A 13,830-nucleotide genomic window follows, 5' to 3' on the forward strand; every position below is an offset into this window, starting at 1 on the left:
CGGTCAGCCGACATCGTTCGCGGCGAGTCTCCGCACCTGGTTACGGCCGTTGCGTTTGGCCTCGTAGAGCGCGGCATCGGCCACCTGCATCAGCTCTTCCAGGGTCTGGCCCTGCATCGGCCAGACCGCCAGGCCGGCGGACAGGGTCACCGACACTGGCCCTTCCCGGGTCGGCAGCGGTAGGCCGGCAAGTGCCTGGCAGAGCGCCTGCAACCGCGCGTACGCCTCATCGCCGCTGGCGCCGGGCAGCAGCAGGAGGAACTCCTCACCGCCAATGCGGAATACCGCGTCGCTGCCGCGCAGGTTGCCGGTGAGATGGATGGCCACCGCGCGCAACACATCGTCGCCGACCAGGTGACCGTGACGGTCGTTGAGTTGCTTGAAGTGGTCGAGGTCGATCAATGCCAGGGCGATGGGCGTGCGCTCACGCTGGCTGCGAGCCTGCTCGCGAGCGAACAGTTCGCCGAGATGTCGGCGGTTGTAGAGACCGGTCAGCGGGTCCCGCAGCGCCTGCTCCTGCAACTGTTCATGCAGACGAGTGATGGTACGCAGGCGTTCTTCGCTGGTCGCGAGGGCCTCAGCCAGCTTGAGTTCACTGCAGTGGCGCTCGGTGATGTCACGCAGGTAGAGCATCTGTCCGAGAATCGATGTGCCGCTGCGGGTCACCCGCTCGATATCGCGGGAGCGGACCTCGAAGTAGCGCGAAGAACTGGCCGGGACCAGCAGCATCTCCTTCTCCCCCGCCACCAGCATCGCTTCCAGCTCCAGGCCATACACCGGCCACCTGGAGAGCGCCATGCCCTGCCAGCCCACGGGTTGCCCGGCCAGTGTCAGTGCGGCGGGGTTGGCATCGATCACCCGGCGTTTGGGGTCAACCACCAGCACCGGGTCGGGCAGCTCCTCCAGCAGCAGATGGCGCGCCACCGGCACCAGGTCGAAAAGACGAACGCCGAGAATCAGGAAGGTGAAGGCCACCAGGGTGAAGGCGAAGCTGAAAGGCGTTGGGTCGAAGCCGAACAAGGTCCAGCCGTAAACGACGTAGCTCAGGTTGACGCCCCAGGGCACGCAGGTGACCAGCACGAATGCCAGATAGTGACGGCGGTGCAGGCCATGGCTGGCCAGGGCGGCGCGGGTCACCACGGCCAGGCAGAAAACCATGAACACGTAGACGTAGACGGCCACGGCATCGAAGAGCGGCCCATGGTCGTAGCGGATCGCCGCCCCCAGCGTATCGTCCGCCGGCAGGGTGCCGGGGCCGTAGAACAGTTGGTGCCAGGGGTTGCTAAGGGCCATGGCGGAGGCGACCAGCGGACCAATACCCAGGAGCAGGAAGGCTCGCGGGCTCAGGGGTTCACGGATGCTGTTGACGTACTGCCAGAGAAACACGGCCCAGAAGGTCGGTACGCCGATAATGCCCGGCCAGGCCATGCTGGCCCAGAAGACCTTGCACTGCGGACCCTGCGCTGCCAGCTCCAGGCAGGCGGCCGCAAGCCACCAACAGATGCCGGCATGCAGGACGAGAAAGCTTTCGCGACCAGGAAAATGAGGCTGGCGGCGGACCCAGAGCGCTATGAACACCACGCCGATACCGACGGCAATGGTCAGCGCCACCGGCCCGCTGAAGCTCCATCCACTGGCCAGGCAGGTGTTCAACGCAGCTCCCCGGAGGGCACGGCAATTGGGGGCAAGGGTTCCGGATGGAGCGGCTGAAGGCTGGGCACCTGATCGTCCTGACCTGACGTGGAGCCGCCTGCTGCGGCCTTTGGAATGACCGAACAAAGATACATCAAAAAGCCACTATCACCGTATGGTCATTCGCAATTCATCAAGACCGCGCCGCCGGGCGACGCAGCAAGCTGAACGCCATGCCCCCTAATAGACCGACACCCAGCAGCAGGACGGCCCAGAGGCCGACACGTTTCCAGACGATCTGACCGGCCGCCTGCCGCTCTGCCGGATGGACGCCAGTCTGCGCAGGAATCGCCACTGCTTCGGCGCGCCCCATCTTCTCCAGACTGGCGCTGTCGAAACCCGGCACCAGCGTGGACAGGGGCAGTTCCGCGCGGCTGGCCTCAAGATTGCCCAGGGCGAGCGTGAACGGCGGATTGCCACGAGCGAGGAATACCACCTGGGTGGCATGCATGCCCACTTCCAGACGGGGTACCTGCTGGCCGAAGCCGCCGGCACGCTGATCAACCGTCAGGCGCAGCTGCTTGATCGCCATCCATCCCGGCAGGTCCAGCTCCTCCTGGGCGACCTCCTTTCCGTCCTGCGGTAACCGGTAAAGCAGGCCGGACATTACCGGCTGCCATTGCGGAGCGCCATCGCGGCGAGCCTCCACCTGCACCGGCAGCAGGCTGCCGGGCCGCTCCACGGCAACGCGCAGGCGCTCGATGGGCAACCCCAGCGGCAGGTCCCAGATGTACTGGCCGGCCTTGCTGCTGACCGGGTCCAGCGGCGCGGACCAGGCCATGGCCGCCGGCAGGCTTTCGCGGCTGGCGCTCGATACCTTCACCGCAGTCAGTTCCGCCGCGTGCCGAGGGCTCTGCCAGAGAAGCCTGAGGTACCGCGCGGAACGCCCGGGAAGGGCCACTTCGCGCTGGTCGATGCGTTGATCGGCGAACGACAGGCGCGCCACCTGTCCATCACCCCATGACTCCCAATGTTGCAGGTCATCGCTGGCCTCGATGCTGAAGTGCTGGAAGCCGTCAGCTGCGCTGTTCCACTCCAGACTGAGCTTCTCCAGCGGAGCTCCCACACCGCTGACGTCCAGCAACCAGCCACGCAATTGCTCACCTTCGGCCACGGGATTCTCCGGCACCACCTGCACGACCGTTCCGGTAGTACTGCGCTCGATCCTTACGCTGGGCAAGGCACCACTCCCGTCCGCCGGACCACGCAAGGGGAACCAGCGTACGGTCTGTTCGTGACGGGCACGGCGTTCGCTTGCGCTGCTGCGAGTCAGGGCATAGGCCAGGGACTCGCCCTCGGCGTTGAACACGCGTAGGTCGCGCAGGTCGGCATGCTGCGCGGCGAAGTGCAGGGCCATGGGTAGGTCCATGCGATACCAGGGGCCCTGCCCGTCCAGCCGCAGCTCGACGCGCGTAGTGAAGTCGTCTGGCTGTTCAGCGGCGAGCAGCGGCTGGCAGAGCAATCCCAGGCTGGCCAGCAAGGCCAGGCCGGGGCGGCGCAGACAAGACAATCCGATCATGCGTTGACCTGTTCCTGTTGAGATTCCGCGCGCTTTGGCGGCAGCGGCGCGAAGTAGCCGACGACCAGCAGCAGGACGCCGACGCCAATGAAAGACACGATGCGTTCCAGGCCACCGCGATTGCCCAGTTCGACGAAGAACAACTTGGCCACCACCAACGCGATCAACGCCGCGCCCACCAGCCAGAGTTCGCGCCGCGCCCGCAGGTGACCGCCAACCATCAGGCCCAGGGCGATGCTGGTCCAGACGATGGACAGGCCAGCCTGCACCAGCATGGAATCCAGTTGTGCTTCCAGTTGATAGGGCACGCCACCCCAATGGTGCGCGCAGCGGAACACCGCCGCGGTCGCCAGGGCGAACAGCGATACACCGGCCACGCCCTGGGGCAGCCATGCCGGCAGTGCGCGCACACCGAACTGCGGCAGGCAGTCACGCAGCCAGAGGCAGATACCCAGCAGCGCGAACAGCAGGCCCAGCTCCAGCGGGTTGAGCAGCGGCAGGTACGGCAGCGGTTCGGCTGCTCCATCGCTCCAGGCGTTGGCGATCCAGAACCAGGCGAGCATCAGCAGCGCCAGCGGCAACGACGCCCACAAACGGTATTCACGCGGATAAGCCGCCACCGGCCAAGGCAGGCGCGGACGCAGAGCCACAAGCAACAGCCAGGCGCTCGGCAGCAGGGCCCAACCCAGCCAGCGCCAGGCGTTGTATTGCTCGGAGAGCAGCATCAACAGGTAGCGCAACTCCAGCGCCAGCACGCTGAGCAGCAACCAGCAGCCCAGCACATGGGCGGCACTACGTGCCCCCGCGGGCAAGATGTCATCCAACCTGCGCAGGGCCAGCACGTGCACGACGAACAGGGCACCCCAACCGGCCCAGCCGAAGCTGGCTGCCGGGTGATACTGCGGCTCCCAGGCAACCGCCAGCGCCACAACGCCGGCAGGCGCCAGCACCAGGCAGAGCAAGGCCAGTGCACGCCACTGCTCGCGCCCCGCGAGCCAGGTGGTGAAGGCGACGCTGGCCGCCGCCAGCAACAGGGCCAGGGGCACTTGCAGTTCAGGCTTGGCAAAGCGCGCGATCTCCGCCAGCCAGGCCAGCGCCCACCAGCCGGCACTCCAGGCCAGCAGCAATTGGGCCAGATGTGCGAGGCTCAGCCCGCCCAATGCCGCTTCCGCACGGGCGGCACGCTGTAAGCGCCAGGCACCGACGAAGGCTGCCAGAGCGAGCACGGTCGGCGTCCAGAAACCGGCGTGGGCCAGCGGTCGCAGGCCTTCGCTACTCAGCTCGCCCAGTAGAAGCGGACTTACCGCGAGGAAACTCATGCCAGCCAACAATTGCAGGAACAGACCGAACCAGAACCCGGCGCGCTGTTGCAGATGCAAGCTGAGCCAGAGGATCAGCAGACCGCTGCCGGCCCAGACCCCAGCGGCGGTGCGCCAAGGCAACACGAAGAGCACCGCCAGGTTGACGAAAACCAGCCCCGCCAGCAGCACCAGCGACAGACCACGCAACAATCGCGCATCGCTGCGTGCCAGCGGGTGGCGAGCAGCCAGGATCATCCCGGCGATCAGCGCCAGACCGATCAGCGACGCCACCATCAGCCCACGCCAGCCCGGCATGGAGCCGCTGCCCAGGCCCGAGCCGTCCAGGTCGAGCAAGAAGATCGCGCCGCCGAGCAACTGCACGGCGAACGCGCTGAAGAGGAAGGTGCGCGAGTTCAGTCGCAACCCGACGAAAAGCGTCGCCAGCCCGGCCAGTGCCCAGGCAATGGCGGTGCCTTCCGCCGCGAAGGCGAGCGGCGCCATCAGATAAAGGAACGCCAGCCCGGCACAAGCGAGAGCCGGCGAGAGGCGTTGCTCCAGGTCGGTGGCAGCGTCATCTGGCGCCTGGCGCAGTTGCCAGAACACGAACAGCAGTGCCGCGCCCAGCATCAGGGCGCCCAGGGGCGAACCGTCGAGCAATGTATAGGCGCCGGTGCGCAGCCCGCCGAGGAAAGCAATCGCGGCGCCGAACTGCAGCAACAGCGCGAAGGCCCGCGCCAGCGGCCGACCCTGGCGCAGACCAAGCCAGTAGATGCCAGCGCCTTCCACCGCCCAGGCAGCGGAAGTCCAGCGCGCATCCAGCCCCAGCGGGATGGCCAGGCTGCCGAACACCACACCGAGGGCCAGACAGGTTTCCACCAGCAGCAAGGCGCGCCCGGCGGTACGGCCGGCCAGGACCCGTGCCAGAACGATGTAGAACAGCCCCAGGGCCAGCGCGCTGAAGGCCGCGCCGAACTCGATATGGCGGATCAGTGCCACCTGCAGGCCGAAGCCGATGATCGGCGGACCGAACAGCACCGTGCCGTCCACCGTGTCGCCCTGGCGCGCCGACCAGCGCAACAGCTCGTCCCGCTCCGCCGGCGCGTCCATCGCCTCTGCCAGCTTGCGCCGGGCGAACAGCAGACCGATGCCGACATACATCAGGAAGAACAACACCAGGAAAGGTTCGGTGCTGGCGAAAAGCTCCGGCTGGTAGGAACGCAGGCCCCAGGCAAATCCAATACCGAAGGTGCCGACGAAGCCGATCAGGTTGAGCAGACGCCAGGCCTTGAACCAGGCAATGGCGAAGATGCCGGCGTTGAGCAGCGCGAAATAGCTGAACAGCGCCACATGGTTGCCACTGCCACTGGAGGTGAGGATGGGCGCGGCGAATCCGCCAAGCGCGGCGGCAGCGGCCAGGCCCAGGGCGTCCTGGGCCACGGCGAGGATGGCGGAAAACAGGGTTACCGCGACCAGCAGCCCGAAGGCCATCTTCGGGTCCAGTAACGGATGCAGGCGCATGGCAGCGAACACCGTCAGGTAGAGCACGGCAATGCCGGCGCCCTGAAGCATCAAGCCATAACTGGGATTGCGTCTGCGCAGCCACCAGCCAAGGCCTAGCAGCGCGATGGCGGCCAGGGCCACGCCGGCGTAGCGGAGCTCCACGGGCACCACCATGCCTTCGGTGGCGTAGCGCAGCAGGAAGGCCAGGCCGAGGAACAGCAGCACGACGCCGATGCGCAGCACGGTGTTGCCGCCGAACAGCCAGTTACGGGCAGCGGCGAAGCCCCGTTCGAGCAGAGAAGGTTCGCGGGGTTTCGGCGGACGCGGCGGCGCCTTGGGAGGAACAGCGGGGCGGGCTTCCCGGCCCCAGGCGTCAGCGGGCGCCGCAGCCGCTGGTGCAGGTGTGGGCGCTGGCGATGCGGCAGCCGCAGGCTCGGCCAGCACATCCGCCGGCAGTTCCCAGACGAGGTCGGCATCGTCTTCGACCACGGTCTCGGGCGCGGCTTTGGCAACCGGCACGGCGGGTTCGACAGCCTGAGGCGGTGCTGTCTCGGCCGACTGCGCCCTTCCCTGCTCCACCTTGAGCAGGCGCTCATGGATGGCCTGGGTGCCCTTGTCGAACCGTGCGGCAAAACTGGCGAGCGACTTGCGCAGCTCGGCATTTTCCCGCGTCAGCCACTGGAGGCGGATAGCCTGCCCCAGCCCCAGCCCCATCAGGCCGCCGAGCAGGGCTCCGGTGACGCTTTCATCAATCCCGGCCCCGAAGGCCAGGCCAACCAGCATGAAGATCCATTGCATGCAGCGATTACCCGGATGATTGAGCACTGGGGCCGCATCCATCGCAGCCACGAACGGCCGGAAGCTACAGGAAACCGGCATCGTCCCAATAGAGACGCCTGAGTCCTGGCTCACAGACACAGAAGATTCCTACAACCCGGTGTCGTATAGACACAAATCCGCTGAGACAAAGGGAAATTTCGCGTTCCCCGACGGGAAACTGTTCACTTTTTCACCGACATCGCTATGATGCCCGCCCTTCTAACCTAGCCTGCTCGCCGACCATGAAGACCATGATGATCGTCGGTGCCGACCTCGACCGGACGGACACCTGGATCAAATACGAAAAGACCATGTGCCACGCATGCGTTTCCAGCTGCTGCACCATGCCGGTCGAAGCGCGCCTGAACGACTTGATCCGCCTGGAACTGGTGGCCGAGTTCGAGCGTGGCGAACCGCCGAAGAACATCGCGAAAAGGCTGATGAAGGACGGCGTGGTGGAGCGCTTCAACCAGAAGTCCGGCATTTTCACGCTCACCCGCATGGGCAACAACGATTGCTACTTCCTCGACCGCAAGAGTCGCCTGTGCACCGTGTACGACAAGCGCCCGGATACCTGCCGAAACCACCCGAGAATCGGCCCGCGCCCCGGCTACTGCGCGTTCAAGCCGAAGGACTGATTTCCAGGTTTTTCAGCAATAAGCCGTCTTTCGGACAAAGCCTCAGCGCGTCATCTTCTTCACGAACACCACCACGAACAGCGCCATGGTGAAGCTGCCGACGAAGGCCTCGAAGGCAGCCAGCGGTCGCGACAAGCCAAGCGGCGCGATGTCGCCGTAGCCGAGCGTGGTGAAGGTCACCACGCTGAAGTACATGCAGGCGCCCAGCTCCTCGAGGTTGGTCAACAGGTCCTGCTCCAGGGAAAAGGCCAGCCGCACATCGCCGTGGTGAATCCCCGTCAGGAAATAAAGCAGCGCGCAGAACAGCACGAAGCCCAGGGAAAACAGCACCACGCGCAGGGGCTGCTCGCCGTAGCCGCAGAACAGGTCCACCAGCCAGGAAAACAGCCGCTGGGCTGACCAACGCGGCATTTGCAGGCGGCGCATGACCATTTCGCGATAGAAAAAGCGCCCCGCTTCCTCGAACAACCCGGCCTTCTCCAGATGAATGCGCAGGTTGCGATAGACCTCCTCGGCCTGTTGCAGGAAGTCCAGCATCAACGCCGGCTGCCTGTTCTTGCAGGCGTCACGGGCCTCGCGTTCCTGTAGCACCCGCTCGTCCCAGACCACGTTATCCAGACGGGCACCGTCGAGCTTCACCCCGAGCAGATTGGCGTCACGCAGGTCGGCGCAGTGCAGGTTGGCATCACGTAGATCGGCCTTCATCAGCGAGGCGCCGCGCAGGTTTATGGCGAACAGATGGGCACCGCGCAAATTGGCGCGGTAGAAATCGCTTCCGGAAAGGTCGTACCCGGTGTGGCTGCCACGGTGCACCAGATCGAGGCCCGCCAACTGGCATTTCTTCAGGCAGAAACCGCGCATCGGCATACCGCTGCGGGCCCGCGCCTCCAAGGCCGAGCCGAGTTCGGGCGCTTGCGACTTGTCCTGTTTGGCATCCCGCCAGAAGTCGTCCTCAGGTGGGATGTCGAGCATGTTGGCAAACCCGGGGTACGGATTTTCAGCCTAGCCCAAAGCCCCAGGAATCGCGCCGCATCAGCGTCGAAACACTGTGGCGGGATTTCAATGGCTATGTCTGCATTGCCCGTAGGAGCTGGCTTGCCAGCGAATGGCCGCGTTTCGCTGGCAAGCCAGCTCCTACAAGGCTCTTGGCCCGATGGTCAATTTCTCGCAACAGCTAACGCAGACAGAGCCAATTCAATCGCCAAAGGCGGCGCATCTGCCCTTGGCCCCCCGTACAGCCAATAGTTCAGCCCTTCACGGCCGACAGCACCTTCTTCACCAGGCTCACCCCGGCCAGAACCAGCGCACCGGCAGCGATACCTGCCAGGCCATCCACCAGAATCTGTACCAGCCAGGCAAAGCCGCCAACCGCGGCCAGCACCGGCTCCAGCAGATGATGGGCCGCAGGGATGCCGTGGAGGATGATGCTGCCCCCCACAAGGAACATTGCAGCGGTTCCCAGTACCGACAGCCCCTTCATCATCCAGGGTGCGGCGGCAAGGATGGCGCGGCCGATGGCCTGTGCCGTCGAGCTGGCCTGGCGCACCAGGTAGAAACCGAGGTCATCCAGCTTGACGATGCCGGCCACCAGGCCATACACGCCCACCGTCATGATCAGCGCGATGCCCACGAGAACCGCCACCTGCCTGCCGAAGGCGGCATCGGCCACCGTCCCCAGGGTGATGACAATGATTTCGGCGGAAAGGATGAAATCGGTGCGGATGGCGCCCTTGATCTTTTCCTTCTCCATGGCCACCAGATCCACTTCCGGGTTGGCCACGGCCTCGGCCAGCTCCGCATGGTGCTGCGCGTCTTCCTCGTCGCTGTGCAGCCACTTGTGCGCCAGCTTCTCGAAGCCTTCGAAGCAGAGGAAAGCGCCGCCCAGCATCAACAGCGGGATCACCGCCCAGGGAATGAAGGCGCTGATCAGCAGGGCTGCGGGCACCAGGATGGCCTTGTTCACCAGGGAACCCTTGGCCACCGCCCAGACCACCGGCAACTCGCGCTCGGCCCGCACGCCGCTGACCTGCTGGGCGTTCAGCGCCAGGTCATCGCCCAGGACACCCGCGGTTTTCTTCGCGGCGACTTTGGTCATTACCGAGACGTCATCGAGCAGGGTCGCGATGTCGTCGATCAGGGTCAGCAGGCTGGCTCCGGCCATGGGATGTCCTTGCAGAGGGAGTGACGGGGCGCCGTAGTCCGGCGAAGGCGAACTACAGACAAAAACGCCCCGGCGGTCAACCCGGCGGAGCCTTTCTGCCAGTCGGTTCACGCTCCCCGCTGACCACTTCCATATCGGGCGCCTTGGTTTTGGGCTTGATCAGGCTGAAGTCGATCAGCGTCTTCGGCTGATAGGGGTCGCCGATCAGCAACGGGCGCGGCTGGAAGCGGGCATTGACCACACTGCGACTGGGGTCGAAGTCATCGAAGCCGATACCGGCCAGATCCGCCCAGGTATGGATGAAGCTGGAGCTGCTGTAGGGCCGCTGCAGGCTGGAGGACAGCTCCCGTGGATGGGCGGCTCGCCATTGCGGGGAGCGCCAAAGCATGAAGGGGATGGTGTACATGGGCGCGGTAGGCGCCGCCTCATTGCGCCCCAGGACGTCCGGCTGCTCAGGGTCGAACACCGCCTCACCGTGGTCGGAGAGGTAGAGCAGGAAGCCGTTGGAGTTACTGCCGGAGAAGCGCTCGATCAGGCTGGAAACCACGTGGTCGTTGAAGAGCACGGCATTGTCGTAACTGTTGTAGGTGGGCAGCTGATCGTCGGTGACCGAGTCCGGAACGCCCTGGCGATCGGTAAAGCGGTCGTACTCCGGCGGATAGCGGTACTGGTAGCTCATGTGGGTGCCCAGCAGGTGCACCACGATGAATTTGCGCGGCGCAGGGTCGGCCAGCACCTTCTCGAACGGCGGGAGCACGTCGTCGTCGTACTGGCGCGCGTTCTGGTTGCGGTTGTTGTTCAGGTAGAACTGCTCGTCCGCCTGCTTGGAGAAGGTGGTGAGCATGGTGTTGCGCTTGGTCAGGGTCTGCTGGTTGGTGATCCAGTAGGTCTTGTACCCGGCCTGCTTCATCATGTTCAGCAGCGAAGGCTTGGTCAGATAGAGGTCTGGATTGCGCTCGTCGGCGAAGGTCAGAACCTGCTGCAGGGCTTCGATGGTGTAGGGGCGCGGTGTGATGACGTTGTCGAAGACGTCCAGCTGGTCACGGATGCGGTCGAGCTTCGGCGTGGTCGCACGCGGATAGCCATAGAGGCTCATCCGCTGACGATTGGTGGATTCGCCGATCACCAGCACCAGGGTCGCCGGCAGCCCGGCATTGGCGTCCTGCAGGTTGGCCAGGGGAGCGATATTGGCGCTGTTCTCCAGCAAGTCATGCATGTCCGCCAGTTGTTGGCGGTACTGGCGATAGCCGACCAGCAACTGCCAGGGCACTGCCGGCTCCATGCGCTTCTCGAAACTGTCGCGCGCCGCCGCGAAGGTATCGTTGCCAAGTCCCTGCTTGACCGCCGGATAGCCCACCAGCGCCGCCAGCAGTGCCAGGCTCGCAACCATCGCCTTGTTTCGTGGCAGATAGACCGGACGCAGCCGCGTCCACAGCAATACACCGCCCAGTGCATAGCCAAGAAACGCCGGCACCATCCACCAGGCGAAGTACTGGGCCAGGTATTCCGAGCCTTCGGCCACGTTCGATTCGAACATGATGAAGATGACGCTCTGGGAGAACTCCTGGCCGTATACCAGGAAGTAACCGAAGGCCGGCAGAGAGGCCAGCCAGAGTAGCCCGCCGATGACCGCCGCGACGGTCCGCGTGCGCCCCGGGAACAACAGCACCGGGATCAGCCACAGTCCGCTCAGCAGGAACGCCTGGCGAAAGCCGGTGAAGCCGCTGGTACCGGTGACCTGAATCAGGAGCTGCGTGACACCCGAGAAATACCAGAAGAAGAGAAAGAGCCAGCCGAGCCCGGCCCAGTCGAACCGACGCTCGCCAGTGTTGTTTAGATCGAACTTCATAGACATCCGCCCTAGTCGAGCCTTGACCAGTCCATCTGATCGAAAAGCAGGGAATATGACTGTGAATGTGTGAAAAGTTCGTCAAAGGCCGGCGGTTTTGGTCAGAAATTCGCCAGCTTCGGTTCATTCCTCCGACACGACATGTGACCAACCGGTCAGCGGTTCGGGGGGCTCCAGCGTTTGACCGAAGGGCACAGCCTGACTAGTACTGGCACCCGAGTGCCATATCCGTATTCGGGATTCGCAGTTGGACTCACATGGACCCGACGGCGGGGCTAGAACAGTCAGCGCTCCGCCAATCCAGTGGCTCGAATCGAGATAACAACAATGAATTCGATTGCAAAGCTGCGTTTCCGTGGCTGCCTGTTCGGCAGCTCGATACTGGTGCTTTCCGCCCTCTCCCAGCTGAGTCAAGGCGCCGACAACCAGTCCCTCACACGCTCGATCACTTCCCTGGGCGGCGCTCAAGTGCAGGGCGTGACTGATGCCAACAACACCCAGTCCTGGCGCGCCATTCCCTATGCGGCGCCGCCCGTTGGGGAGCTGCGCTGGAAGGCGCCTCGCGACCCCGCGACCTGGACCGGCGTGCGTCCTGCAAGCCAGTTCGCCAACATCTGTTCGCAACTGGGCAGCTTCTTTGGAGCACCCAACCCGACCACCTTCGGCCAACCCATTGGCTCGGAAGATTGCCTCTACCTCAACGTCTGGCGACCAAAGAGCACTGAAAGCAACCTGCCCGTGCTGTTCTGGATACACGGCGGCTCGAACCTCAAGGGTGCTGGCTCGGAACTGCTCTACAACGGCGCCAACTTCGCCCGCAACGCCAACGCGGTGGTGGTGACGGTGAACTACCGCCTCGGCAGCCTGGGCTGGCTGTACAACTCCGCCCTGCAAGAAGGCAACGCCAAAGACGACTCTGGTAACTACGTAACCCTGGACCTGATCAAGGGCCTGGAATGGGTGCGCGACAACATCGCCCAGTTCGGCGGCAATCCGAACAGCGTCACCATCGCCGGGCAATCCGCCGGCTGCATCAATGCCTGGGGCCTGTTGCAATCCCCCCTGGCCGATTCGCTGGTGGACCGAATGATCTGCATGTCCGGCCTGCCCAACGCCTACCCCAAGGCCCTGGGCGAGCGGCAATCCAACGACATGATCGACGGCCTGCTAGTGGAGAAGGGCTATGCCAGCGACAAGCTGCAGGCGGCGGCCTATCGCGCAAGCCAGGGCCCGACCTGGGTTCGCAGCTTCCTGAGGGGGCTGCCGGCGGCCGACATCGTGCGCCATACGCCGACGCCCGTTGTCATGGGCCACTTCACCGACGGCCACGTGATTCCCTGGGCCGGCTACGTCGACCTCATCGCCGGCGGCTACCACAAGGTGCCGATGATCCTCGGCACCACCAAGGACGAAGGCACCTACTTCGCCGGCGAACTGCTCCGCTACTACAAACCCAGCCACGCGCAGATGTGGGACATGGTCAACAACCAGAACCCTGCCAGCCTCGCCATCACCGACATCGTCAAACCGGAGCTCTACCCCACCTACCGCCCGGTGCACCGCGCCCTGAGCCTGGGCGTGGACCTGACGGTGGACAACATCTGCCGCTACCTGCGCCTGCTGCAAGGCAGCATCTACCGCTACAACTTCGACTGGGACGACTCGCCAGCCCCCTGGCAGGAAGCCTTCGGCGCAGTGCACGGCATGGACCTGCCCTTCCTCTTCGGTAACTTCCCCGTGGCACCGCAGCAGGACCTGCTGCGCTTCATCAGCACCACCGCCAACCAAGGCCAGCGCACCGCGCTATCCGCCAAGTTCACCCAGTACACGTCCCAATTCATGCGCACCGGCAACCCCAACAAGGCCTTCGATGCCCTGCCCGACTGGTACGACTGGTCGAACTTCTGGATCTTCCAGAAACGCCTGATCCTGGATAACACGGTGAAGACCAGCTCACACGACGTCTGGCTATCGGACGTGAACAACGCACTGAACCAGCTCGGCACCGATGACCGGCAGAGGGTGCTGGATGTGATGGCGGGGCAGCAGGTTCAGTTGGAGGATGCAGACGTGTCTTACGAATGACCGGAATTGACCACGCAGCGCTTGTCAAAGTGTCGCGCGTTCGGGAAGGGGACGAACACAGCACCTGTGCGTACCGGTCTTTTCAGGTTGGTGCAGAGCGCAGCGAAGCCCAACGTTTGACGGACGAGTTGGTGGGTTTCGTGTCTGCGAGAGAGGGGACTAGATTCTCTCTCCATGGATAGATAAAGCCTGCTCTTCCCCCCAAATTGGAGTAGGGAGAATAAATCTGTCCCCATTTCCGTCCGACGACGGCAGCTACCCGCGCT

Annotated in this window: 8 protein-coding genes; 2 read left to right on the forward strand and 6 right to left on the reverse strand. The window is 64.4% G+C overall.

Annotation, left to right across the window (positions count from 1 at the left end; translation table 11 throughout):
• Positions 1 to 3 precede the first annotated feature (3 nt).
• From SA496_RS24185 to SA496_RS24195, 3 genes are all read right to left on the reverse strand, one after another.
• On the reverse strand, positions 4 to 1,653 hold the full coding sequence (locus SA496_RS24185; RefSeq protein WP_153918200.1) for a histidine kinase N-terminal 7TM domain-containing diguanylate cyclase: 1,650 nt from the start codon (positions 1,651 to 1,653) through the stop codon (positions 4 to 6).
• Positions 1,654 to 1,825: 172 nt separating this feature from the next.
• Positions 1,826 to 3,211: a DUF3999 domain-containing protein gene (locus tag SA496_RS24190; protein ID WP_330114593.1), complete on the reverse strand. Its 1,386-nt coding sequence runs from the start codon at positions 3,209 to 3,211 to the stop codon at positions 1,826 to 1,828.
• The gene (locus SA496_RS24195; protein WP_330114594.1) at positions 3,208 to 6,810 is read right to left on the reverse strand and encodes a DUF2339 domain-containing protein; all 3,603 of its coding nucleotides are present in this window, start codon (positions 6,808 to 6,810) and stop codon (positions 3,208 to 3,210) included. Before SA496_RS24195 ends, SA496_RS24190 begins: the two co-directional genes overlap by 4 nt.
• A 263-nt stretch (positions 6,811 to 7,073) precedes the next feature.
• Between SA496_RS24195 and SA496_RS24200 the strand changes: the two genes are divergently transcribed.
• Positions 7,074 to 7,469 carry a YkgJ family cysteine cluster protein gene (locus SA496_RS24200; protein ID WP_077524693.1) on the forward strand — a complete coding sequence of 132 codons (396 nt, stop codon included), beginning with the start codon at positions 7,074 to 7,076 and terminating at the stop codon, positions 7,467 to 7,469.
• A gap of 42 nt (positions 7,470 to 7,511) precedes the next feature.
• Here the strand turns inward: SA496_RS24200 and SA496_RS24205 are convergent, their stop codons facing one another.
• The 3 genes from SA496_RS24205 to cptA all read right to left on the reverse strand — a co-directional run bounded on the left by SA496_RS24205 (position 7,512) and on the right by cptA (position 11,479).
• Entirely contained in the window at positions 7,512 to 8,441 is a 930-nt protein-coding gene (locus tag SA496_RS24205; protein ID WP_120654115.1) for a pentapeptide repeat-containing protein, read from the reverse strand.
• Positions 8,442 to 8,715: 274 nt separating this feature from the next.
• Positions 8,716 to 9,630 carry a DUF808 domain-containing protein gene (locus SA496_RS24210; protein ID WP_120654114.1) on the reverse strand — a complete coding sequence of 305 codons (915 nt, stop codon included), beginning with the start codon at positions 9,628 to 9,630 and terminating at the stop codon, positions 8,716 to 8,718.
• Between the two features lie 76 nt (positions 9,631 to 9,706).
• Positions 9,707 to 11,479: a phosphoethanolamine transferase CptA gene (gene cptA / locus SA496_RS24215; RefSeq protein WP_372240433.1), complete on the reverse strand. Its 1,773-nt coding sequence runs from the start codon at positions 11,477 to 11,479 to the stop codon at positions 9,707 to 9,709.
• A gap of 327 nt (positions 11,480 to 11,806) precedes the next feature.
• On the opposite strand from cptA, the gene SA496_RS24220 reads away from it, so the two are divergent.
• Positions 11,807 to 13,564 carry a carboxylesterase/lipase family protein gene (locus SA496_RS24220; RefSeq protein ID WP_330114595.1) on the forward strand — a complete coding sequence of 586 codons (1,758 nt, stop codon included), beginning with the start codon at positions 11,807 to 11,809 and terminating at the stop codon, positions 13,562 to 13,564.
• Positions 13,565 to 13,830 lie beyond the last annotated feature (266 nt).

This window comes from Pseudomonas sp. JS3066, from assembly GCF_036328175.1.
Lineage (GTDB): Bacteria > Pseudomonadota > Gammaproteobacteria > Pseudomonadales > Pseudomonadaceae > Metapseudomonas.